Origin of the sequence: Rhizobium sp. BK491 (assembly GCF_014194925.1) — a bacterium.
Lineage (GTDB): Bacteria > Pseudomonadota > Alphaproteobacteria > Rhizobiales > Rhizobiaceae > Rhizobium.
On sequence record NZ_JACIAR010000022.1, the window covers coordinates 1 to 22528 of the forward strand.

Annotated in this window: 22 protein-coding genes; 19 read left to right on the forward strand and 3 right to left on the reverse strand. The window is 59.7% G+C overall.

Translation table 11 applies throughout. The features are described from left to right. Positions 1-260 precede the first annotated feature (260 nt). A complete protein-coding gene (locus tag FHX05_RS29305; protein ID WP_183876361.1) occupies positions 261-1169 on the reverse strand; it encodes a LysR family transcriptional regulator in 909 nt (302 codons plus the stop codon). 259 nt (positions 1170-1428) lie between these two features. Between FHX05_RS29305 and FHX05_RS29310 the strand changes: the two genes are divergently transcribed. Genes FHX05_RS29310 through FHX05_RS29330 form a run of 5 tightly spaced genes read left to right on the forward strand, consistent with a single transcriptional unit; the run spans position 1429 to position 5682 of the window. Further along, a complete protein-coding gene (locus FHX05_RS29310) occupies positions 1429-2235 on the forward strand; it encodes a 5-oxoprolinase subunit PxpA (protein ID WP_183876362.1) in 807 nt (268 codons plus the stop codon). Continuing rightward, a complete protein-coding gene (locus tag FHX05_RS29315) occupies positions 2222-2464 on the forward strand; it encodes an acetyl-CoA carboxylase (protein WP_112339376.1) in 243 nt (80 codons plus the stop codon). Before FHX05_RS29310 ends, FHX05_RS29315 begins: the two co-directional genes overlap by 14 nt. Then, positions 2461-3846 (forward strand): acetyl-CoA carboxylase biotin carboxylase subunit, encoded by a 1386-nt coding sequence (locus tag FHX05_RS29320; RefSeq protein WP_112400922.1) that lies wholly within the window; start codon positions 2461-2463, stop codon positions 3844-3846. The genes FHX05_RS29315 and FHX05_RS29320 overlap by 4 nt, the downstream gene beginning before the upstream one ends. After that, positions 3846-4721 (forward strand): carboxyltransferase domain-containing protein, encoded by an 876-nt coding sequence (locus FHX05_RS29325; protein ID WP_183876363.1) that lies wholly within the window; start codon positions 3846-3848, stop codon positions 4719-4721. Before FHX05_RS29320 ends, FHX05_RS29325 begins: the two co-directional genes overlap by 1 nt. Next, positions 4711-5682 (forward strand): biotin-dependent carboxyltransferase family protein, encoded by a 972-nt coding sequence (locus tag FHX05_RS29330; RefSeq protein ID WP_112410176.1) that lies wholly within the window; start codon positions 4711-4713, stop codon positions 5680-5682. The genes FHX05_RS29325 and FHX05_RS29330 overlap by 11 nt, the downstream gene beginning before the upstream one ends. A gap of 75 nt (positions 5683-5757) precedes the next feature. On the opposite strand, the gene FHX05_RS29335 is transcribed toward FHX05_RS29330, so the two are convergent. Continuing rightward, entirely contained in the window at positions 5758-6768 is a 1011-nt protein-coding gene (locus FHX05_RS29335) for a GntR family transcriptional regulator (protein ID WP_112400925.1), read from the reverse strand. 551 nt (positions 6769-7319) lie between these two features. Here FHX05_RS29335 and FHX05_RS29340 point away from each other — a divergent pair. From FHX05_RS29340 to FHX05_RS29400, 13 genes are all read left to right on the forward strand, one after another. Beyond that, positions 7320-8393, forward strand: a complete 1074-nt coding sequence (locus FHX05_RS29340; RefSeq protein ID WP_183876364.1) for an ABC transporter ATP-binding protein — start codon at positions 7320-7322, stop codon at positions 8391-8393. Positions 8394-8441: 48 nt separating this feature from the next. Continuing rightward, positions 8442-9341, forward strand: a complete 900-nt coding sequence (locus FHX05_RS29345) for an ABC transporter permease (RefSeq protein WP_183876365.1) — start codon at positions 8442-8444, stop codon at positions 9339-9341. A gap of 2 nt (positions 9342-9343) precedes the next feature. After that, on the forward strand, positions 9344-10189 hold the full coding sequence (locus FHX05_RS29350; RefSeq protein WP_112339383.1) for an ABC transporter permease: 846 nt from the start codon (positions 9344-9346) through the stop codon (positions 10187-10189). After that, positions 10189-10941, forward strand: a complete 753-nt coding sequence (locus FHX05_RS29355) for a glucose 1-dehydrogenase (RefSeq protein ID WP_183876376.1) — start codon at positions 10189-10191, stop codon at positions 10939-10941. The genes FHX05_RS29350 and FHX05_RS29355 overlap by 1 nt, the downstream gene beginning before the upstream one ends. 13 nt (positions 10942-10954) lie before the next feature. Next, positions 10955-11722: an SDR family NAD(P)-dependent oxidoreductase gene (locus FHX05_RS29360; RefSeq protein ID WP_183876366.1), complete on the forward strand. Its 768-nt coding sequence runs from the start codon at positions 10955-10957 to the stop codon at positions 11720-11722. 96 nt (positions 11723-11818) lie between these two features. Then, the gene (locus FHX05_RS29365) at positions 11819-13051 is read left to right on the forward strand and encodes an extracellular solute-binding protein (protein ID WP_112339386.1); all 1233 of its coding nucleotides are present in this window, start codon (positions 11819-11821) and stop codon (positions 13049-13051) included. Positions 13052-13129: 78 nt separating this feature from the next. Beyond that, positions 13130-14233 (forward strand): ABC transporter ATP-binding protein, encoded by a 1104-nt coding sequence (locus FHX05_RS29370; RefSeq protein WP_183876367.1) that lies wholly within the window; start codon positions 13130-13132, stop codon positions 14231-14233. A gap of 33 nt (positions 14234-14266) precedes the next feature. Next, on the forward strand, positions 14267-15148 hold the full coding sequence (locus FHX05_RS29375) for a polysaccharide deacetylase (protein WP_183876368.1): 882 nt from the start codon (positions 14267-14269) through the stop codon (positions 15146-15148). 48 nt (positions 15149-15196) lie between these two features. Beyond that, positions 15197-15529, forward strand: coding sequence for a hypothetical protein (locus FHX05_RS29380; protein ID WP_183876369.1), 333 nt, complete (start codon positions 15197-15199; stop codon positions 15527-15529). Continuing rightward, positions 15519-16571 carry a GTP-binding protein gene (locus tag FHX05_RS29385; RefSeq protein ID WP_183876370.1) on the forward strand — a complete coding sequence of 351 codons (1053 nt, stop codon included), beginning with the start codon at positions 15519-15521 and terminating at the stop codon, positions 16569-16571. The genes FHX05_RS29380 and FHX05_RS29385 overlap by 11 nt, the downstream gene beginning before the upstream one ends. A gap of 16 nt (positions 16572-16587) precedes the next feature. Beyond that, positions 16588-17805: an extracellular solute-binding protein gene (locus FHX05_RS29390; RefSeq protein ID WP_183876371.1), complete on the forward strand. Its 1218-nt coding sequence runs from the start codon at positions 16588-16590 to the stop codon at positions 17803-17805. A gap of 17 nt (positions 17806-17822) precedes the next feature. Further along, positions 17823-19208 (forward strand): amidase, encoded by a 1386-nt coding sequence (locus FHX05_RS29395; RefSeq protein WP_183876372.1) that lies wholly within the window; start codon positions 17823-17825, stop codon positions 19206-19208. Between the two features lie 202 nt (positions 19209-19410). Continuing rightward, entirely contained in the window at positions 19411-20232 is an 822-nt protein-coding gene (locus FHX05_RS29400) for an LON peptidase substrate-binding domain-containing protein (protein ID WP_183876373.1), read from the forward strand. Between the two features lie 385 nt (positions 20233-20617). On the opposite strand, the gene FHX05_RS29405 is transcribed toward FHX05_RS29400, so the two are convergent. Continuing rightward, a complete protein-coding gene (locus FHX05_RS29405; RefSeq protein ID WP_183876374.1) occupies positions 20618-21577 on the reverse strand; it encodes an EamA family transporter in 960 nt (319 codons plus the stop codon). Between the two features lie 50 nt (positions 21578-21627). Between FHX05_RS29405 and FHX05_RS29410 the strand changes: the two genes are divergently transcribed. After that, positions 21628-22269, forward strand: coding sequence for an ABATE domain-containing protein (locus FHX05_RS29410; protein WP_183876375.1), 642 nt, complete (start codon positions 21628-21630; stop codon positions 22267-22269). Positions 22270-22528 lie beyond the last annotated feature (259 nt).

A 22528-nucleotide genomic window follows, 5' to 3' on the forward strand; every position in this document is an offset into this window, starting at 1 on the left:
CAGTCGGCGAGATCGTTGCGCTCTTCAAACCCCAAGAATGCGCCAACTACTTCATGGCATGCGGATATGACCCCGAGTAAAATGGACGTGCTCTAGGCGAAAAGTAAATGAAATCACAGGGCGTTGTGACCTTATAAGAAGTAATGGTTCATATCCCTTCAAGAGCACAGATGTTCTCTGTCCTGATAACAGCCAATTTGTTTCGCTTCTTCAAAGGTCGCGGTACTCCTTGCGCTGCATTGGTTTTACCTGCCAGGTATTTATGCGTTCGTACCCGGCAGGCTGTAGGCCTGTTGGAAATAACGGCGGAAGGCAAGCATGGGCGGGCTGAACTCGACATTGGCTCGCCAGGCGAGTCCTACATCCATAGGCGGAACTGGGTCCTGTATGTTGACCGTCTCGATGCGCCTTCCCTCGAGCGACCAGGGGCGGTGCACCATGTCCGAAAGGATGGCGACGCCGAGGCCGTTTGCCACCATCGACCTGACAGCCTCGATCGAACTGGTCCTCAGAAGCACCTTGGGCTGATAGGAACTCTGGCTCCAGTAGCGCAGCGAAGAATGCGCCGCCTCATCGACCGTCAGCATGATGTAGGGTTCTTCGGCGATTTCACGCAGACCTATCCCGTCGCGACGTTGCAGGTCGTGGCCGGCTGGCAGCCAGAGGCGCCTGACCGAACTTAGAAGCGTTTCGGTCATCAGCATCGGATTGAGGATGTTCGAGGTCAGCAAGACCGAAATGTCGTAGCAATTGGTCAGCAAGCCTTCCTCGATTGACTCGCGATTGACCTCGTAGAGCTGGATTTTCAGCTTCGGATAGAGGCGGCGGATACGCTCGACATGCATCGGCAGGAAATAGCCGATGACGGTGTAGGTCGCTGCGACGACGAGTTCGCCTTCGATGTCGCTGCTAACGAGGTTGAGATGGGTCGCCTCGTCGACTTTCGCCAAGATCTCATAGGCATGGGACAGGAATTGCCGGCCTGCTGTCGTCAGGTCCATGCCCTGTGGCGTACGGTTGAACAAAGAGACGCCGACCGTGAGTTCGAGATCCTTGATTGCCGCAGTGACGGCAGATTGGGAGATCGAGAGGCTGACGGCCGCATGCGAGATTTGTCCATATTCCGCCGTTGCGACGAAGTAGCGAAGCTGCCGCAGGCTCAAGCTCATGATGTTATTCCCATCTATTTATCTGAAAACATCTGCTGCGATTCAGATTTCATGGATCTAAAACGGGCTGATTTTCGATAAAACGTGCGCAACTTTAATAAGTAGTTGATATTGCAAGATATTTTCCGATGCTATTTTAAACATAGATATCAGTTTATCAGATATCATGGCTTTAAAAATTGTATTTTTCAACGGCAGCCTTTGCCTCTAGCGTTCACATATCGGTCCCGATTGGGATGCAGGTGCGAGGGAAGGCATTTTGAAGGAAGCTGTCGATATCAATTGCGACATGGGGGAGGCCTTCGGTCGGTGGCGGATCGGCGATGCGCATGACGAGGAGCTCATCTCGCTCATCAGTTCGGCCAATATTGCCACCGGGTTTCACGCCGGCGATCCCAATCTGATGGATGAGACCGTGCGGATGGCCGCCGCCCACGGCGTCGGCGTCGGAGCTCATCCCGGCTATAACGATCTCCAGGGCTTCGGACGACGCAAGATTAACGGCACCAGCCGCGAGATCGTCAACGATCTGATCTATCAGGTCGGTGCGCTACGCGAATTTGCCAGACGCTATGGCGTGCCCGTCCAGCATGTAAAGCCGCATGGCGCTCTCTATATGGAATTGGCGGCGAACGCCGATCTCTCGCAGATCTTCATCCAATATATGCGCACCGTGGCGCCGAACATGTTTGTTTTCTGCATGGATGGCTCGGCAACCTGCCTTGCTGCGCACGAGGCGGGCCAACCTATCGTGCGCGAGTTCTATGCCGATCGCGACTACGGTGATACGGGCTGGATCGTCTTTACCAGGGATGCCGGTCGCCCTGATCCCAAGGCAATTGCCCGCAAGGTCGTGAGAGCCTGCACCGAAGGTGTCGTTCGCACCGTCAACGGTGCGGATATTCCGATCGCCTTCGATTCCATATGCTTTCATTCCGATACTTTGGGTGCGCTCGATATCGTGCGCCACATGCGCAAGGCCCTCATTGCCGAAGGCATAAAAATTGCACCCGTTTCACAGATTTTGAACAGCGACGCAGCGCGGAGGTCCCATGAGCAGGCTTGAGATCAGATCACCCCTTCCGGGAACCTTCTACCGGGCTTCCTCTCCGGATACGCCGCCCTTCAAAGCTGATGGCGATGCCGTTGCCGCCAGTGATACGATCGGCCTTATCGAGGTCATGAAAACCTTCCAGCAAATTCCTGCCGGGCTCGATGGCAAGAACATCACCTTCCTCGTCGACAATGAAGAGCCTGTCATGGCCGGGCAGATCATCGCGGAGGTGGACCCATGACGATCCGCTCGGTCCTCATTGCCAATCGCGGCGAAATCGCCGTCAGGATCATCAGGGCTGCCAAGGCGCTCGGCATCCGCACGGTGCAGGTCTATAGCGCCGCGGATGCTGACATGCTTGCGGTCAAGCTCGCGGATGAGGCGATCAATATCGGCCCGCCGGCCCCGAAGAAATCCTACCTGAACATCGAAGCCATCATCGCCGCAGCGCGGGCCGCCGGCGTTGATGCCGTCCATCCGGGATACGGGTTTCTGTCCGAGAATGGAGATTTTGCCGATGCCGTTGAGGCGGCGGGCATGATCTTTATCGGGCCGAGCGGCGAGGCCATTCGATTGCTCGGCGACAAGGTGGCAGCCCGCGAGATTGCGAAACGGGCCGGTGTTCCGACCGTTCCCGGAAGTGACGGTCGCGTGGCGGACATTGCGGCCGCCGAGGCGATTGCCGAGCGCATCGGCTTTCCCGTTATGATCAAGGCGGCAGCCGGCGGCGGTGGACGTGGCATTCGCATCGTGCAGTCGCTCGCCGAGCTTAGGGAGCAGTTTCCACTTGCCTCGGCGGAGGCGGCGGCCGCTTTCGGCGATGGCGGCCTCTACATGGAGAAGGTCATCACCCGCGCCCGGCATATCGAGGTGCAGATTTTCGGCGACGGACGGAATTTCGTCCATTGCTTTGAGCGCGAATGTTCGCTGCAGCGTCGCCGTCAGAAGGTGTGGGAGGAAGCACAAGCCTTCCTTCTACCCGATGACATCAGGCAGCGCCTCTGTGCCAGTGCCGTCGCGCTTGCCACCGAAGTCGGTTATCGCGGTGCGGGCACCGTCGAATATCTCTACGACGAGGATAGCAGGCAGTTCTACTTCATCGAAGTGAACACCCGCATCCAGGTCGAACACCCGGTGACCGAAATGATTACCGGCATCGATCTGGTGCGGGAGATGTTCAAGGTGGCCGGCGGCGCTTCCCTGTCGCTGTCGCAATCCGATATTCGCACGCGCGGTCACGCCATCGAATGCCGCATCAATGCCGAGGATCCGGCCAAGGGCTTTCTGCCGACGCCCGGCACCGTGACGCGGCTTGCAGTTCCGGAAGGCGAGGGCATTCGGTTCGATACGATGCTTTACGCCGGCTATACCGTGCCGCCCTTCTACGACTCTCTGCTCGGCAAGCTGATCATCTGGGCCGAGGATCGCAATGCCTGCCTCGACAGGTTGGCCAGCGCTCTTTCCAATCTGACGATTGAAGGCTTGCCGACGACGATCCCTCTGCACCTCGCTCTCGCCCGCGATCCATCCGTGCGCAAGGGCGCATTCCACACGCGTTTTCTCGAATCCTGGCTGGAGACCGATTTTGCCGCGGTTGACGGCGTATCGGCGGAGGTTGCCTGATGCCTGCTCGTTTTACGTTCGGAGGTGACGAGCATCTCTTCGTCGAATGCAGCGACGAGATGTCCCTCGAAGCCTTCTTCAAGAGCCTGTCGATGGCCAAGGGGGTGCGCGAAAGCGGCATCAAGGGCGTCACCGAAATCTGCCCGGCCAACGCCTCCTTCCAGATCAAGTTCGATCCGGACCTGATCAAGCCGGACGATCTCTTGCGCGAGGTGAGGGCGATCGAGGGCGCCGCCGAGAAGGCGGAGCCGGTCATTACGACCCGCATCGTCGAAATCCCTGTTTTCTACAATGATCCCTGGACGCATGAGACGCTGATGCGTTTTCGCGAGCGGCATCAGGAGCCGACGGGGACCGATCTCGACTATGCCGCCAGGATCAATGGTTACGATGCGGTCGAGGATTTCATTTCGGCCCATGCCGGCTCGCCCTGGTTCGTCTCGATGGTCGGCTTCGTCGCCGGCCTCCCATTCATGTATCAGATGGTAGAGCGGCAACGGCAGATCGAGGTGCCGAAATATCTGCGCCCGCGGACCGATACGCCGCGGCTGACTGTGGGACACGGCGGCTGCTTCGGCTGCATCTATTCGGTGCGCGGAGCAGGCGGGTACCAGATGTTCGGCATCACGCCGATGCCGATCTTCGACCCTACGCAATCGACGAGCTATCTCCGTGATTTCATGGTGTTCTTCCGGCCCGGCGACATCGTGAAGTTCCGGCCGATCGATCGCGACGGCTACGACCAGGCGGTCGAGGATGTCGATAAAGGCCGCTTCGCTCCGCCGATCTGCGAGGTCAGCTTCGATCTGCGACAATACCAGGCCGATATCGACGGCTACAACGCCAAGCTGGAGGGTGCGCTGCATGGCCATTAAGGTTCTTCATCACGGCCTTTCGACCACCGTTCAGGATCTTGGACGGCCCGGCTATTTCCATCTCGGCATTCCCATCGGCGGCGCGATGGATCGCTATGCGATGCGGGCGGCAAATCTTCTCGTCGGCAATGATGAGGGTGCGGCCGGGCTCGAAGCCGTCTTCATGGGGCCTAAGCTCGAATTTCTCGACGATGCGTTGATTGCGGTCACCGGCGCCGATATGCCCGTCAGGATCGATGGCGAGCTGCAGCCGGGATGGACGGCACTCAAGGTCAGGGCAGGGCAGACCGTAAGCTTTGACTTTCTGAAATCTGGAGCGCGGATCTGCATTGCGGTGTCTGGCGGCATCGACGTTCCCGAAGCGCTCGGTAGCCGGTCGACCTATGTCATCGGCGCGCTTGGCGGTCTTAACGGCAAGGCTGTCGCTGCCGGAGATGAGCTTCCCGTTGGCTCCGGTTCCATGATGAGTGAGGGGCTATCCGTTGCCGAAGAGCTGCGCCGCAAGCCCGGCACGCCGGCCGAGCTCCGGGTTTTGCCCGGGCTTTATTGGGATCGGTTGACCGAACAGACAAAGAGCAACTTCTTTGCTGATCAATGGAAGGTGGCACCGGAGGCCGATCGTATGGGTTATCGCTTCCGCGGCGGCCGCAAGCTTGAATTCGTCGCGCGCAAGCAGCCCTTCGGCGCAGGCTCGGATCCGTCGAATATCGTAGACAGCTGCTATCCCTATGGCTCCATCCAGGTGCCAGGCGGAACGGAGCCGATCATCCTGCATCGCGACGCCGTCTCGGGCGGCGGCTATTTCATGCTGGGAACGGTGATCTCGGCCGACATGGATCTGATCGCCCAACTGCAGCCGCATATGCCGACTCAATTCGTGGAGGTCACCATGGATCAGGCGCTGGCGGCGCGGGCGGACCGGCAGGCATTGCTTGCGCGCCTTCGCGCTGCTCTGGCGTAAGGGATCAAGCGGATGACTGCTCCTTCGATCCCCCGTTTCCGGCACGGATGGAATAGGTCTGGGATCACGTGCGTCTCACTCGAGAACGCGGGTGAGATAGGCGGCCGTCACGCCGGGGCCAGGGATGATGGCGACGATTTTCATCTGCGCGATCGTGCGGTCGACGGAGGCTTCGAGATGGTTTTCCATCATCGCCGCCGCCGCCTTCACCGCGCCCCGCAGCAGCAGTTCCGCGATCAGGCGGAGCTCTGTGATGATCGCGGGATCGCCGGGCAGCCCGAGGCGCCGCAGCAATCGCTCCGTCGCCGTGACAGGCAGCAGATTGTTGCGGATGGATTCCTTCAGTCGCTCGTTCGGCGTTGCGAGTACGCAGACCTCGATAAAGTCGGTGTGGATAGCCTCCAGTGCCGCAAGGTGATCGGCCGGTTCGTGGCGCTCCAGATCGGAGAGGCGCTGGAACAGATCGCCCAGTCGCTCCCGGTCGACACGGCTGGCCCCAGCGACCAGCGCCTGCGGCTCCAGCATGCCGCGCAGGCCGTAGTGATCCTTGATCATCTGCGCCGTCAGTGGGCCGGCGATCCAGTGGGACGATTGGTTCTTGCGCACGAGGCCGCGCTCGCGCAGGCGAGTCAGCACGTCACGCACCACGGTACGGCTGACGTTGAAATGGTCGGCAAGTTCGATCTCGATGATGCGATACTGGCCGAAGACAACGCAGCCGGCGACATCGGCCTCGACGGTATTGTAGATGCGCTCCCAGGAGGCGCGGCTCTGCAGGGCCTCGTCCGCGTGGCGCGGAATGGTCAGGCCGAGGGTCTTGATATCGGTGCGCTTCGGCTCGATGCCCTGGCCAGCGGGACCGACGAGATAGCCGCGTCCGTTGAAGCGATGCACCAGTCCTTCGCTCTCCAGCGCCTGCAGCGCCCTCTGCACTGGCGCGCGCGAAATCTGCAGGATATCGGCGATCGGCCCTTCGAGCAGGACCACGCCGAGCGGCAGCGTGTTGTCCTCGATATTGCCACGCAGAACATCCTCGGCGATCTCGTAACGCTTTTGCGCATTCGGGCGCGCATGGTTTTCGGTCATCTGATGCAATGGACTCACGTCGTTCTGATGCTTCACTCTTACGCGTTTTGTCATTCTAACATAGCGCAAAAATAAATGACTATGGAATACAAAATATGTTTTCTGCCTACAGATGCAGTGAATCTCTTTTCGCCGATCGTTGACGCGTAGCGCAGCGATTGGCGCTATTTGCTGAATGTACCGGGTGCGGCGCGTCACGTTATGGCGGCTGTTAAAGTCATTTTGTCGCCAATTCTATGCGGAGGGCAAGGGTGCCCGTCGATATCGCCGCCTTTCACTAATGTCCCTCAATCAGTTGTTACTTCGGGGTTCGTCATTTTCTAAAAAAGTCTATTGAATACAAAAATCATTTATGTAATGCTCTGAACATCAAGACGCTCGTCAGAAGCGTCGCAGGTGGAACTCTTTGAAACGCCAAGGAACATCTCTTTGACGCGCATGTGATCATGCGCGAGTCAGGCTGACGTCTGAACGTCCGGATCAATGCGATCCAGGCGAAAGCGGAGCTTTGCCCGAAGGATGGTCCTTGCCTTGAAACTGGTGGGAATTCGGTGTCGACCGTTCTTCAGCTCAGCCAAGTCACCAAGTCCTATGGCGCGTCAGCCGCGCTGGACAGCGTGGATTTCTCTTTGCCTGACAATGCCTATATCTCGCTGCTCGGCCCCAGCGGCTCCGGTAAGACGACACTTTTGCGCGTCATCGCCGGCTTCGAGGAACCGGATGCCGGTTCGATCCTCTTTCACGGCAAACGGCTCGATGGCGTGGAGCCGCATGATCGCGGCATCGGCTTCGTTTTTCAGAACTTCGCTCTGTTTCCGCATCTTTCCGTTGCCGAGAACGTTGCCTTCGGCCTGCGCAATCGCAAGGTCGATCCGGTGACGGATGCGCGCGTCCTGGCAAAAAGGGTACAGGACATGCTGTCGCTGGTCGGCCTCAGCGGATTTGACGACCGCGCGGTGACGCAGATTTCCGGCGGGCAGCGCCAACGCGTCGCCTTGGCACGTACACTGGTGACGGAGCCGAAGATGGTGCTGCTCGATGAGCCGCTCGGCGCGCTCGACGCCAATCTGCGCGGCCGCATGCGCAATGAGCTCAAGATCATCCGCGAACGCTGCGGCGTAACCTTCCTGCATGTCACAGGCAGCGAGAGCGAAGCCCTGGCGATGGGGGACCTGGTGCTTGTGCTCGATCGCGGCCGCATCGCGCAGGCCGCCGCCTCGGGCGTCGTTTACAATAGCCCGGCAACGGCCTCGGTCGCCCGCTTTCTCAATTGCTATAACCTCTTTGCCGGCGATGTCGTTGCGGATGCTTTCGTCGGGCCGGCCGGTCGCTTCCCCTTGAATGGTTCGCGCCGAAAGGCGCCGCAGCCAGCCTATGCGATCCGCTACGACCGCGTTTCGATCCGCTCCCGCGATGCAGTGCTATCGGATGACGAAGTGCGCATCGAGGCGGATTTCATCGCCAGCGAATATTCCGGCGCAGCGGTCAATTCCTTCTTTGCGCTCGATGGCGGCCACGTCTTCGAGGTCGAATCCCATCTGAGCCATGCCCGTCCGCCTGCCTTTGTCGAAAAGGACCGCTATGCGCTCGTTTGGAAGAAGGAGGATGCCCTTGTTTTCGGTTGATGTCAGCCCTTCGAACCCTTCCAGCGGACCCTCCAAGGAGAGCGAGAGATGACCATGGTCGCGACATCAGAGGAAGCCGTGCAGGAAGGCGCAGCCGTGCGCCGGAGATCGAGCAAGACATTCTGGCTTCTGGCGCCGGGCATGATCTGGATGGTCGCCTTCCTCGTCCTGCCGATGCTGATGATGGTCTATGTTTCCTTCTGGACGCAGACGACTTTCAAGATCGAACCGACGCTGACCTTGCAGAGCTGGATCACCTTCCTGACGAGCGCCACCTATCTCGGTGCGCTCTGGACGACGATCCGCATCTGGTTGCTGGTGCTGGTATCGACGCTTGTCGTCGGCTATCCGGCAGCGCTCTTCGTCGGGCTTCTCATCAAGAACAAGACGCTGCAGACCGTGTTGCTCGTACTCTGCGTCATCCCGTTCTGGACTTCCTTCCTGATCCGCGTGCTTGCCTGGCGGCCGATGCTCGGCACCGAGGGCGCGATCAACATGATCCTGATGAATCTGGGCGTTATTCGGCAGCCGATCGAGGTACTGTTGTTTTCGGAACTGTCCGTCATCATCGGCATGACCCAGATCTACTGCGTCTTCATGGTTGGGCCGATCGCCTTCATGATGGGTCGTATCGACGCCTCGGTCATCGAGGCTGCCCAGGATCTTGGTGCCGGCTTCTGGCGCATCCTCCGCACGATCATCCTGCCGCTTTCGATGCCCGGTGTAGTGGTCGGCGCGATCTTCGTCTCCGTCATGGTTCTGGGTGAATTCGCAACGTCCGCCGCCCTGTCCGGCCGCAAGGTCAATCTGCTGGGCAATATCATCGTCACCCAGGTCGGCTCGTTGAAATGGGCCTTTGCCGCAGTTGCCGGCGTTGTGCTGACGATCATCATGGGCGCTGCTGTCGCAGCCCTGCTCAAGGTCGTCGACCTCAGAAAGGAGCTCTGATCATGAATGCTGGCGGCATTAAGCTCGGCCTGGGCGTCTATACGACCCTCTTTCTGATCTTCCTCTACGGCCCGCTCGCGGTCCTTGCGATCCTGTCGTTCCAGACCGGTCCGGAGGGTGGTCCGCAATTTCCGATCATCGAATGGTCGACCTATTGGTATCGGCATCTCTTCGGTCTGACGCCGCCGTCGCGCATCGCGCCCCTGCCGATCGATCAGGCGCTGATCCGCTCGCTCTCGCTGGCGCTGATGACTATGATCGTCTCGACGGTGCTCGGCGTCATGTCAGCGCAGGCCTTTCGCCGCAAGTTCCGCGGTTCGGGCGTGGCTTTCTATCTAATCGTTCTCGGCATGATGGTGCCGGGCGTGCTCGTCGGCCTTGGGATGGCGCTTGTCGCCAACGCCTTCGGCATCGATCGGCACTGGTGGAGCACCGCCTTCGTCCTGCATGTCGTCTACACCTTCCCCTTCGCCTTCCTGGTCATGCTTGCCATCTTCAACAGGTTCGATCCGAGCATGGAGGAAGCCTCCTGGTCGCTCGGCGTCACGCCGGCGCGCACCTTCCGCAAGGTGACGTTCCCGCTGATCTTTCCGGGCGTGCTTTCGGCTATGCTCTTCGCCTTCACGCTCTCCTATGATGAGTTCTCACGCACCCTGTTTGCCTCCGGCCGCGAGTTGACCTTGCCGCTTGCGATCTACGGCACTTTCTCGGTCGAGGTGCATCCGAATGTCTTCGCTTTCGGGGTGCTGACGACGCTGTTTTCCTTCGCGCTCCTCGGCACCTACGCGATTCTGATGGGTCTGTCGGTGCGGCGCGCTAAGCGCGTCCGCATTCAGGAGGACGCATGATGGCTGAGAAGTCTTCTGCCCCGATCTCCGCCATTGTCACCGGCGCCGGCTCGGGTATCGGCCGTGCCATTGCGCTCCGCCTTACCGCCGATGGCTATGCGGTTCTGGTCAATGACCTTTCCGAGGAGCGCGCCAAGTCTGTTGCGTCGGAAATTATCAAGGCGGGCGGCGCGGCGGCCGCGGTCGCTGGTGATGTGGCGCGGCCGGAGGATGTGGCGGCGATCCATACGGCTGCCAAAGCCTCGCACGGCGACGTCGCGCTTCTGGTCAACAATGCCGGTATTGCGCATCAGGCAGCATTCGAGATCCTCGAGCTTGAGGATTTCGATCGGATGTTTGCGGTGCATGTGCGCGGCACCTTCCTGATGACCAAGGCCGTCTTGCCGTCGATGCTGGCGCGCGGCGAGGGCGTCATCGTCAACGTCGCCTCGCAGCTCGGGCAGATCGGCGGCATCGAGCTTGTTCATTATTCCGGCGCTAAGGCCGCGATCATCGGCATGACAAAGGCGCTCGCCCGCGAGGTCTCGAGCCGGGGCGTACGGGTCAATGCGGTAGCGCCCGGACCGGTCAACACGCCGCTGGTGCGCAGTCTTTCCGAGGAATGGCGCGAACGCAAGCAGCGCGAATTGCCGCTCGGCCGCTTTGGCGAACCGGAAGAGGTGGCCGCGACCGTGGCGTTCCTGGCCTCGCCGGCCGCGAGCCTTTTCGTCGGCCAGACGCTCGGGCCGAATTCCGGCGATGTGATGCTCTGAGGGAGACAAGCAGATGGGCAGTTTAGAAAAGCGGGTGGTCATAGTCACGGGTGCGGGCATCGGTATCGGCCAGGCAACGGCGAAGGCTTTTGCAGCACTCGGCGACCATATCGTCGTCACCGATATCCTCGAGAAGGAAGGCCAGCAGACGGTTCGCGACATTCTGACCGCCGGCGGCTCGGCCGAGTTTCATCTTTACGACGTGCGCTCGACGGAAGCGGCAAACCAGCTAGCCGCCAACGTCGAGGCGCGCTTCGGCAGGATCGATATCATCGTCGCCAATGCCGGCATCGCGCATCGGACACCCCTCGACAAGCTCACCGACGACAAGTGGGACCTGACGATGGATGTCGACCTGAAGGGCATCTTCAAGCTGGTGCGCGCCGCCGTACCCGGTATGCGCGCCCGCAGATCGGGCAGCATCGTCGCGCTCTCCTCGATTATGGGCGTCGCCTATGGCTGGGACGAGCATGTCCATTATTCGGCGGCGAAATCCGGTGTCGTGGGATTGGTGCGCGGGCTGGCCGTCGAACTGGCGAAGGACGGCGTCAGGGTCAACGGCATTGCACCGGGCTATATCCGCACGGCTCAGCTCCTTTCGGAAGAGAATTCGCTCGGCCCCGCCGGCGCGGAGAAGGCAGCCGAATTCATTCCGATGGGCCGACTCGGTGAGCCGGAAGACATCGCCGACGTGATCGCATTCCTCGCGTCAAACGGCGCGAGATACATGACCGGCCAGGTTCTGGTCGTTGATGGTGGCCTCCTTGTGGGGCGGTACTGATCGTCATCGTCCGGCGATGGCTGGGTAGAGGGCGATACGGCAATAAAGAGGCCCAACAAGGGCCAAGGGAACAGCAATCAGCACTGGAGAACAAAAATGTCCAAAATGGAATTGAACAGACGCTCTCTGTTGAAGCATTCGGCCGGCGTCATGGCGCTCGCGATCGGCGGCGGTACGCCCTTCCTGTCATCGCGCGCGGCTTACGCACAGGCTGCCAATCTTGCCAAGGAGCAGTTGCGCACCATCGGTCTATCGGTCACCGTCCAGGAGCGTATCCTCGATGAATTCCGTAAGGTGAGCGGCGTCGGCCAGACCTCGGGTACTGCGGCGACCTTTCCGGACGCTCAGACCAAGATCCTGTCTGGCTCCAAGGATTACGATTGCTGGGAGATCATCGGCGAGCGCCTGCCGTCGATCGTCATGACCAACAATGTCGAGCCGGTTCCAGCCGCCTCCCTGAAGAACTGGGCCAATATCCGCGATACCTTCACCACGCCCTCCGACAAGTGGGAGCCAAAGCAGCAGATCGTCGGCCAGATCTGGGCCGATGATGCCAAGACCACGCTGAACATGGTGCCCGCGGTCTATAATTATGATTCCATCGGCTACAATCCGGACGTTCTCTCCGCCGAGGAAGCCAATACCTGGGCGGCGATCTTCGATCCGAAGTTCAAGGGCAAGTCCGGCCTCAACACCGATCCGCTGATCGCTTTCGGTCAGGCGATCATGGCCATGAACACGCTTGGCCTTCTGAACGTGAAGAATCCCGGCAATCCGAGCACGGCGGAAATCGACGAAGCGGCGAAGTTCCTCGTTTCCAAGAAGAAGGACGGACAGTTCCGGGCGCTTTGGGGCGATTTCGGTGAGCTGGTCAACCTGATGGCATCGGGCGAGATGGTCGTCTGCGACGCCTGGCAGCCTGCCGTCATGGCGGTCAAGGCCCAGGGTAAGGCATGCAAATATGCCGTGCCGAAGGAAGGGTATCGCGGCTGGGCGATCGGCCCGTCGATGATCGCAGGCACACCGAACAAGGAAGCCGTGATCGCCTATGCTGATTACTGGCTTTCCGGCGAGCCCGGCATCACCGTTTCCGAGCAGGGCTACTATTCGCCGTCGACCAATATCCAGAAGGTCATGGCGCCGGACAAATATGCCTTCTGGTACGAGGGCAAGCCATGGGTCGGCGCTGCCGAGCGCGGCATCAAGGAAGGGGACCTGCGCGATGGCGGCTCGCTGGCGGAGCGCGCCAAGAACGTTGCCTATTGGCACCAATGGCCGGATGAATACGACCATCTCGTTCAGAAATGGGATGAATTCCTCAATGCCTGATCCGATGGCTGCTGCCAGCCATCCTATGCCGCGCGGGGAGGCGATGTCCGCCTCCTCGTTCACGCCCGGAGATCTCTCATGATATATGATTTGGAACTCATCAATGTCGGCAAGGTCTATGACAATGGCACGCCCGCCGTCATCGACTTCAATCTTTCGATCAGGAAGGGCGAATTCATTGCCTTTCTCGGTCCGTCGGGCTGCGGAAAGACGACGACGCTTCGCATGATCGCCGGCTTCGAAAGCATTTCCTCCGGCGACATGATGATCAAGGGCGAGCGCATGAACGATGTCAGGCCGCAGAAGCGGCCGACATCGATGATCTTCCAGAATTATGCTCTATTCCCGCATATGACCGTCCGGCAGAATGTCGGATATGGTCTTGAGGTCAAGGGCATGGCGAAGGCCGAGCGGGATGCGCGGGTCGATCGTATCCTCGCGACGCTTGGGCTGGAGGATATTGCCGAGCGCAAGCCGGACAAGCTTTCCGGCGGCCAGCGCCAGCGCATCGCGCTTGCTCGCGGCCTAGTGGTCGAGCCGGACGTGCTGCTTCTCGACGAGCCGCTGGGCGCGCTCGATGCCAATCTGCGCAAGGCGATCCAGAACGAGCTGAAGCTGCTGCAGAAGAAGCTTGGCGTCACCTTCGTCTTCGTCACGCATGCCCAGTCGGAAGCGCTCGCATTGTCCGACCGCATTGTGGTCATGAACCAGGGCAGGGTGGAGCAGATCAGCCAGCCACATCAGCTTTATACGCGCCCCGATACGCCATTCGTGGCGCAGTTCATCGGCCGCAATACCATCTTCGAAGGCGAGGTCGCCGGCACCGAGGCTGATAGCACATTCGTCTCCACATCCTTCGGCACGCTGTCAGGCTGCGCCAATGGCGGCCTCAGCAGCAAGGTCAACATCGTCATTCCTTCGGAGGCGATCGAGGTTCACGCGGCGGGCGGCTCGGCGCGCGAAAATCTCGTCCGGGCTTTCGGCGGCAATGTGGTCGGCGCCCGCGTCGAGCGCTTCGACGTGGTCGGCCATATCTCGCAGATCGGCATCAGCCTGCCGGACGGCCGGGGCCTGGCGCTCGAAGCCCATATCGACAAATACCGGCCCGGCGCCTTTCCCCTAGGCGCCGAGGTCATGCTTACCTGGGATCCGGCCGACGCGACCGTCATCCCGGCTCACTGATTACAGAAAACTCAAATTGAAGGAGGTCATCCCATGGCAAAGGAAATCTTGTGCAGTTTTGGCGTCGACGTCGATGCTGTCGCCGGCTGGCTCGGCTCTTACGGCGGTGAGGATTCGCCCGATGATATCTCGAGAGGCCTTTTTGCCGGCGAAGTCGGCAGCCCGCGACTGGTGAACCTCTTCGAACGCTTCGGCATCAAGACGACATGGTTCATTCCTGGTCACTCGATCGAAACCTTTCCGGAGCAGATGCAGGCCGTGGCCGATGCCGGCCATGAAATCGGCATCCATGGCTACAGCCATGAAAATCCGATCGCCATGACGCGCGAGCAGGAGACGGAAATCCTCGACAAATGCATCGAGCTGGTCACCAAGCTTTCCGGCAAGCGTCCGACTGGCTATGTCGCGCCGTGGTGGGAATTCTCCAACGTGACGAACGAGCTGCTTTTGGAGCGCGGCATCAAGTACGATCACTCGCTGATGCATAATGACTTCACGCCCTATTACGTGCGCGTCGGTGACAGCTGGACCAAGATCGACTATTCGCGCAAGCCGTCGGACTGGATGGTGCCACTGAAACGCGGCCAGGAGACCGATCTGATCGAAATCCCGGCATCCTGGTATCTCGATGACCTGCCGCCGATGATGTTCATCAAGAAATCCCCGAACAGCCACGGCTTCGTCAATCCGCATCACATCGAGCAGATATGGCGCGATCAGTTCGACTGGGTCTATCGCGAGATGGATTATGCCGTCTTCCCGATCACCATCCATCCTGATGTCGCCGGCCGGCCGCAGGTGTTGATGATGCTGGAGCGGCTCTATGCGCATATGATCAAGCATCCAGGCGTCAAGTTCGTGACGATGAACGAGATCGCCGACGACTTTGCTGCCCGCTTCCCGCGCGGCAAATAGCCAGCTAGTCTGGGCAGGGCTCAGCCGTTTTCGGAAGGAATGACCATTATGTGCTCACTGTGCGGTGTTCTCGGTGGCAATGAGCATTGGACCGATGCGGCGGTCCGGCCAGGCGTCTTTACGCGCAATCACGCCAGCCCGGAGCGGCGGCGTGAACGCGCGGAACGGGTGCGCGCCGCCAATGAGATGCTTTCCGCCTTCGGGCTCATTCTCTCCGATTGGCAGGGCACCTCCTTCGTCCTGTCGACGAGAACGGGCAAAAGCGAGATCATCGAGGATCTCGGGCATCTCTGGCCGGGGGCTGAAAAGCTCGTCGGCCGGCCGTGTGATCCCCTTGATGTCGCCTTCGTTTCCAGAATGGAGGCACGGCATGATGATTGAGGCAGACGGCTTTCTGCCGGTCAATCTTCTCACGGGTTTCCTCGGCTCCGGCAAGACGACGCTCCTGAAGCGGATTCTTTCGGATCCGGCATTCGCCGATACTGCGGTGCTGATCAACGAATTCGGCGAGATCGGGCTCGATCATGATCTTGTCGAAACCGTTGATGGCGAGATGGTGCTTCTCCGGTCGGGCTGCGTTTGCTGCACAGTGCGCGGAGAACTCGCCACCGCACTCAAGGATCTCTATTCCAAACGCGAGCGCGGATTGTTGCCGCCGTTCCGCCGCGTCATCATCGAAAGCACGGGCCTTGCCGATCCGTTCCCGGTCTTGTCCACGATCAAGGCCGACCCGGTGCTTAGGCACCATTTCCGCGCCGGCAACGTGATCACGACTGTCGATGCCGTCAACGGATTGTGCCAGCTCGACACCTATATCGAATCCAACCGGCAGGCGGCGGTTGCCGATCGCCTCGTTATCACCAAGACCGATCTCGCTGACGATCGTACGACACAGGCCCTCGAGGCGCGGCTTCGCACCTTGAACCCCGATGCCTCGCTCATGATGGCAACCGACGCCGATCTTGATCTGTCGTCATTGGCGGACATGCGTGAGAAAGCCTCGCCAGGCGACAATCTGTCGCCGAGCGGGTTTTACTGCGAAGAGCCGCTGCAGCTGGTTTCGGCTGATGGGGTGCCCCATCAAACGACGATTTCCTCCATTGCGCTGAGGGTCGACCGACCGGTTGATTGGACCGCATTCGGCCTTTGGCTGACCATGCTTCTCAATCGTCATGGGGATCGGGTGTTGCGCGTGAAGGGCATCCTCAATCTCAAGGGCGAAGAGCGTCCCGTCGCTGTGCATGGGGTTCAGCATCTGGTTCACCCGCCGGTGCATATGGGGGCTTGGCCTTCCGAAGATCGCGCCTCGCGTCTGGTCTTCATTCTGGATGGGTTGGATGGCGCGCTATTGAAACGGTCTTTCGAAGCCTTCACACTGGCCCGTATGCCGTCTGTCGCCCCATCCTTGGCAGCGGTGCAATAGGATAGTCGATCCGTTCATGAACAAGCATCAATCGATAACGAAGACCGCGCCTGCTCCAGCACTGCATCTGAAGGGCCGGCCGCGCCTGCGCGTTCTCGGTACCGCGATCTCGCTGCTGGAGGAATTGCGCCTGCGCGCGCAGGACGATCTCGGCATCGATGTCATCTTCGACAACAACGACTTCCTGACGACTCAATACAAGGCGGCCCGCGAGCCGGAGACCTACGATATCTACGACCAGTGCTTCCACAATCTCGATATCGTCTGGCATTGGCGTGCGATCCAGCCTGTGGACACCCAGCGCATCGTGCTCTGGGATGAGGTCAACGATCTGACGAAGACCGGCCACATCGGCCCCAATCCGCGACTGGGGCTCGGCGACGTGCCGGCCAAGAAGCTCTTCGTGCAGCCGAACCTCGCCTTGGGCGATACGCCGTCGCGCTTCATCTCTATGCTGCCGACGACGCATAATTTCGATAGCTTCGCCTATCGGACCGATCTGGCGCCCAATGGTGTCGGCATGCATTCCTGGGGCGCGCTCTTCGACGAACGCTGGGCGGGCAGGGTGGCGCTGGTCGATGAGCCCGCCATCGGCATTTTCGATGCAGCGCTAGCGGCACAGGCCGCTGGCCTCATGTCCTTCGACGATATCGGCAATATGTCCATTCAGGAGATCGACCAGCTGATCGATCTCCTGGAGCAGCGCAAGAAGGCTGGCTTCTTCCGGGATTTCTGGAAAACTGCGGAGGATGCGGCCCGGCTGATGATCGCCGGCGAGACCAGCGTCCAGAGCATGTGGTCGCCCGGCATCGGCATCCTGAATTCGAAGGGCGTGCCGGTCGAGCAGGCCATTCCCGCCGAAGGCTATCGCGCTTGGCATGGTGGCCTGTGTCTTTCGAAACAGTTGAGCGGCCGTCTCCTCGACGTTGCCTACGACTATCTGAACTGGTGGATATCGGGATGGCCGGGTGCCGTGGTCGCGCGGCAGGGCTATTACATTTCGACACCGCAGCGTTCGCGGCAGTTCATGACCCAGGCCGAATGGGACTACTGGTATGAAGGCGCGGCGGCCACCGAAGACTTGCCCGGCCCGGATGGCCAGATGCGGATCAGGAAAGGATCGGTGCGCAGCGGCGGATCCTATTGGCAGCGCGCCAATTGCATTGCCGTCTGGAATACGACAATGGATGAGCACAATTATCTCGTGCGCCGCTGGATGCAGCTGGTTGGCTGAGAAGGAGAGCAGGACCTGTGACAAAGACACACCTCAGCAAATCGATCGCGCAACTCTCGGTCCTGATCCAGTCCGGCAGTCTCGACCCGATCGCGCTGGCCGAGGAGACTCTCGACGCGATCCGGACCTATAAGGACCAGGCGATCTTCACGCGGCTTTTGGAGCGGCGCGCGAAGGAGGAGGCGGCTGCTTCGTCCAAGAGGCTGCGCGAGGGGCGTTCGCGCGGGCTGCTGGATGGCATTCCCGTCGCCTGGAAGGATCTCTTCGCCATCGCCGGCCTGCCGACGACGGCCGGCTCGGTCGTGCTTGTGGATGCCGCGCCTGCCGAACACGATGCCGATGTCGTCAGGGCGCTGCAAGCGGCGGGCATGGTGGCCGTCGGCCGGGTCAATATGAGCGAATTCGCCTTTTCCGGTCTCGGCCTCAATCCGCATTACGGTACGCCGCTAAACCCGCTGGCAACGGATGTGCCGCGAATTCCCGGCGGTTCGTCCTCGGGTTCCGCCGTCGCGCTTGCGGCCGGTCTCGTGCCGGTGGCGATCGGCACGGATACCGGCGGCTCGGTGCGCATACCGTCTGCTTTCAACGGCCTTGTCGGCTATAAGGCAAGCCATGGCCGTTACAGCATGGCCGGCGTCTTTCCGCTGTCGACGAGCCTCGACTCGCTAGGGCCTTTGTGCCGCAGCGTCCAGGATGCGATATGGGTCGATGCCGCAATGCGCGGGCGCTTTGTCCCCGAGATAGAGCGCGCCGAAGCCGCCAGGCTTTCCATCGTGGTGCCGACAAATATCGTCATGGATGATGCGCAGGATGGTGTTCTTGCAGCTTTCGAGGCGACGCTGACGAGATTGAGTGCCGCCGGCGTTAAGATCCGGCGAGCCGCGTTTCCAGCTTTCGAAAGGCTCTTTGAACTGATGGCCGAGTATGGGCCGTTGGTTACTGCCGAGGCCTTCGTGCTCCATCATCGTCGCTTGGCGGGGCCGGAGGCTCAAGCCATGGATCGGCGGGTTGTCGCGCGGACACGCCTTGGAGAGAAGACGACGCTGGTCGGCTATCTGGAAACGCTCAAAGTGCGTGAGCAACTGATCAAGGAGGTAGCTGCAACGCTTGGGCCGAATGAGTTCATCGCCTATCCGACGGTTGCCCATGTCGCGCCGGCGCTCGGCCCCCTGGAAGCTGATGACGAGCTGTTCGTAAAGATCAATGGCAGAACGCTGCGCAATACGGCGATCGGTAATTTTCTTGACTGGTGCGGCGTTTCCCTGCCTTGCGGGGCGGGCGAAGCGGGCATGCCGGTCGGCTTTTTGCTGTCGGCTCCCAAGAACCATGATGAGCGATTGCTGGGGGCCGCTCTGGCGCTGGAAGAGGCAATAACTAATGTAGACCGTTCAAGAATGTACTGATGAAAAGACCGCGGCAAGCCAAGGATTGACTGTTAACAGAGCTTCTGCAAATGATTGTTGCCAGGTCGATACAGCCTGCTGCTTGCGCCCCGTCGGGGTTCGGTGAATGTATCGAGCCGCTCATGGCTCTCTTTGCCCGAACGAACGGGTCAGCAACGCAAGCCCCTGACGCTTTCCGTTCGTTTTTGCAAAGGATCATCTCATGCGCGATTTCCGCGATGCCAAAGCTATGGCGCAAACGCTACGTGAAGCGCTTCATGCCAAATCTGTCGTGTTCACAACCAGTGAGAGCCAAGAACTCGTTGCTCGAATTCTTGGCTTTCGAGATTGGAACGTGTTGGCCGCAAGGATCAAAGCGAGCCAGCCGTCTGCGATCTTGGTCAACACCAGTACGTCTGTATCAGCCGGAGCTAGCATCCCTATCGTTCCCATGCGGGATTTAGTCCTGTTTCCGCACATGATCTCGCGGATTTTCGTGGCGCGCGAGAAAACCCGCCAAGCCGTGGAACGAGCTATTGTCAGCGATCAACGCGTTCTCGTTGTTGCGCAGAGGAATGGCGGCGACGATCATCCAAGCACTCTCGGAGCCCTCAATCCGGTGGGGGTCATAGCAAACGTGATAGATCGCCAGACACAGGTGGACGGCACGCTCAAAGTTACCGTACGCGGACTTCAGCGAACGGGCATCGTCCGTTTGACCAATGATGGTTTCCTAGCGGCGGAGGTTAGGCCGATGGACGATGAACGCGGCCAGTCGACGGAGGCGGCCGCCCTTTCGCGTGCGGTTCTTGATGCGTACCAGACCTACACCAATGTCAACTTTGCTGCACTTCCGCCGGGATCCAAGGTCAGGTTTGGCCTACCTTCGATCGGAAATCCGAGCTTGTTAGCCGACACGGTCGCGCCGTTGCTGTCGATCACTATCGAACAGCAGCAGCAACTCTTGGAAACCAATGACGTAGTGACTCGTCTGGAAAGACTTATCGAGCTGATGAGCACTGGCCACCCTAAAGCTGTCGGATAACTCCTAATTTTCGAGACAAAAGCGCCGAGGCTGAAGCTTAAGAGGAATTTGTGTCGCATAACTCAATCGCAGAAATCAGGGTTTCACGGTCGATTTCTGCGACTACCAATGAGCGGTTTCGGCCCAAATAGGTTATTAATGCGGGCAAAGCCAACGTCCGTTACCGAGGAATTTCAGACGGAAAGCTTTTGTAACAACCGGGTCGTCGGTTCAATCCCTTTCAAGCTGACGCGAGGACGGCGGCACAACCGCCGCCGCCAAGCGTTGCTATAAGGGCTAAATCATACCTCCTCCGCCTTTGGCGCTATCGTCACGCAGCGTCCAAATCCAACCGAAAAATCCTCGCGGCCGGTCTTGCGATAGGCGAGAAAGCGGGGAACCTCTTTCAGAGACGCCGCTGAGATACTGCAGTCTCGCGAAAATGGGGTGTCCCGTCCTTCCTGGTTGATTTGTATTGGAGCAGCAGCATCCCGGCAACCGAAACAACGATCATGGCTGCGCCAACGAGGATGGGTGTCGTTACGCTTTCCCCAAGGAATGTGTAGCCAATGGCGACGGCGATGATCGGGTTTATGAATGTGTAAGTGGCGACCAACAAAGGCGATATTCGCCTTAGCAGCCAAGTATATGCGGCAAAGGCTATCACGGTGCCGAACAGAATCAGATAGGCCAAGCCACCTAGCGAAACTGCGGAGATCCGGGTCGGCTGCACAGCCTCCAACTCGCCCGACAGCGCGCTGATGACGGCCAAGGCAACGCCGCCGGCGAGCAGTTCGATCCCAGAGAGCCCCGCCGAGGCAAATTTTGCGGAATGGCGCTCCGATATGACTGTTCCGACCGCCCATGAGAAGGAGGCCCCCAGCAGGAGAATCAAATCGACGGGGTGCACCGCGCTCGCGCCGGAAGATATTTCCTGCCATGCGATGAGAGCTACGCCTGCGATGCCGGGAACGAGGAGTGCCGCTCTCATCCCGGTCGGCCGCTCACCTCCGGGAATGAAAGCCTGCAGGAGCACGATCCAGAACGGGATCGTTGCCAGGAGCAGAGCGGCCACGCCGGATGGAACGCGTTGCTGCGCATATGCCAGAACGCCGTGGCATCCAACGAAGAACAGCAAGCCACAAACTGCCGCGACGCCCCACATCGTAGCGGATGGAGCTTCGGAACTCCTTACCCTCGCATAGGCATAGAGAATGGTGCCCCCGATCAAACAGCGTATGCCCATCAGAAGAAAGGGCGGCAGCGTTTGCAGACCCAAAGCTAAGGCAAGATAGGTCGATCCCCAAATGATATAGATCGCGGCAAAGGCCGCGCCAAGCGTGATATGTGTCCTTGAAAGCATCATGGCTGATCCTAACCTTTTATAGGGTTAGAGACCAAACCAGGATCAAGATCATGAGTTCCAAAGAATATCGACATTCAAGCGCCGACGGCGGCCCCAAAGAGGAATTGGCGATCCGGTTTGTGAACACAGCAGCTTGGCGGTTGCGCTCGTCTCGTGAGGAACGGCTTCCCGATGCGCAAGCACTTTTGCGCTGGCTGACTGCCAACCTGCTTGGGAGTGAACACCAGTCGGACCCGATGAGTGCGCGTTGGCACACATATCAAGATGATGGCGCCAAAGCCTATGAGGCGGCGATTGCACTGCGCGAAACTATCTACGAACTCCTCGTCGCTCGCATCGCCGATGTCGCCCCGCCGATCGAGGCTCTCGAGTATTTCAACGTGTTTTTGGCTCGGCCCGCAGATGGAATACGGCTCGAATGGATGGCGGGTGAAATGGTCTGGCGTATCGATGAGGCCAGCGATTCAGATCTGCTCAAACCCATCACTATTTCGGCGGCGAACCTCATGACCGGTCCTAAAGCGCATCGTATCCGCCAGTGCCAGAATGACCGCGGCTGCGGCTGGCTGTTTGTCGATGAGAGCAGGGCGATGAACAGGCGCTGGTGTTCGATGGGAGATTGCGGGAACCGTGCAAAGGCGCAGCGGCATTATCGACGTTCGCGCGGTAAAAGCGATAGTCCCTCCAGCTAACCAGTATTCTCTTACACTGGGTAGTCAGCAAACATGCCAGCATCATGCGGATCGATCGCAAGCGCGGCGTCGATGCGATGAAGACTATCGGTATGGAGGACCAATGATTGCGGCCGCCGGATTCCGGCTTGTTACTCGCCTTGGAGAAGAAGCCCGCTCGCAATTAGAGCACGTCCATTTTACTCGGGGTCATATCCGCATGCCATGAAGTAGTTGGCGCATTCTTGGGGTTTGAAGAGCGCAACGATCTCGCCGACTG

Excerpts from the sequence above, each read along its gene's own strand:
- FHX05_RS29305 (WP_183876361.1), bottom strand. The coding sequence starts at position 1,169 with ATGAGCTTGAGCCTGCGGCAGCTTCGCTACTTCGTCGCAACGGCGGAA.
- FHX05_RS29375 (WP_183876368.1), top strand. The coding sequence starts at position 14,267 with ATGGCAAAGGAAATCTTGTGCAGTTTTGGCGTCGACGTCGATGCTGTC.
- FHX05_RS29315 (WP_112339376.1), top strand. The coding sequence starts at position 2,222 with ATGAGCAGGCTTGAGATCAGATCACCCCTTCCGGGAACCTTCTACCGG.
- FHX05_RS29410 (WP_183876375.1), top strand. The coding sequence starts at position 21,628 with ATGAGTTCCAAAGAATATCGACATTCAAGCGCCGACGGCGGCCCCAAA.
- FHX05_RS29400 (WP_183876373.1), top strand. The coding sequence starts at position 19,411 with ATGCGCGATTTCCGCGATGCCAAAGCTATGGCGCAAACGCTACGTGAA.
- FHX05_RS29360 (WP_183876366.1), top strand. The coding sequence starts at position 10,955 with ATGGGCAGTTTAGAAAAGCGGGTGGTCATAGTCACGGGTGCGGGCATC.
- FHX05_RS29405 (WP_183876374.1), bottom strand. The coding sequence starts at position 21,577 with ATGATGCTTTCAAGGACACATATCACGCTTGGCGCGGCCTTTGCCGCG.
- FHX05_RS29355 (WP_183876376.1), top strand. The coding sequence starts at position 10,189 with ATGGCTGAGAAGTCTTCTGCCCCGATCTCCGCCATTGTCACCGGCGCC.
- FHX05_RS29335 (WP_112400925.1), bottom strand. The coding sequence starts at position 6,768 with ATGACCGAAAACCATGCGCGCCCGAATGCGCAAAAGCGTTACGAGATC.
- FHX05_RS29345 (WP_183876365.1), top strand. The coding sequence starts at position 8,442 with ATGACCATGGTCGCGACATCAGAGGAAGCCGTGCAGGAAGGCGCAGCC.
- FHX05_RS29365 (WP_112339386.1), top strand. The coding sequence starts at position 11,819 with ATGTCCAAAATGGAATTGAACAGACGCTCTCTGTTGAAGCATTCGGCC.
- FHX05_RS29380 (WP_183876369.1), top strand. The coding sequence starts at position 15,197 with ATGTGCTCACTGTGCGGTGTTCTCGGTGGCAATGAGCATTGGACCGAT.
- FHX05_RS29325 (WP_183876363.1), top strand. The coding sequence starts at position 3,846 with ATGCCTGCTCGTTTTACGTTCGGAGGTGACGAGCATCTCTTCGTCGAA.
- FHX05_RS29390 (WP_183876371.1), top strand. The coding sequence starts at position 16,588 with ATGAACAAGCATCAATCGATAACGAAGACCGCGCCTGCTCCAGCACTG.
- FHX05_RS29370 (WP_183876367.1), top strand. The coding sequence starts at position 13,130 with ATGATATATGATTTGGAACTCATCAATGTCGGCAAGGTCTATGACAAT.
- FHX05_RS29350 (WP_112339383.1), top strand. The coding sequence starts at position 9,344 with ATGAATGCTGGCGGCATTAAGCTCGGCCTGGGCGTCTATACGACCCTC.
- FHX05_RS29330 (WP_112410176.1), top strand. The coding sequence starts at position 4,711 with ATGGCCATTAAGGTTCTTCATCACGGCCTTTCGACCACCGTTCAGGAT.
- FHX05_RS29385 (WP_183876370.1), top strand. The coding sequence starts at position 15,519 with ATGATGATTGAGGCAGACGGCTTTCTGCCGGTCAATCTTCTCACGGGT.
- FHX05_RS29320 (WP_112400922.1), top strand. The coding sequence starts at position 2,461 with ATGACGATCCGCTCGGTCCTCATTGCCAATCGCGGCGAAATCGCCGTC.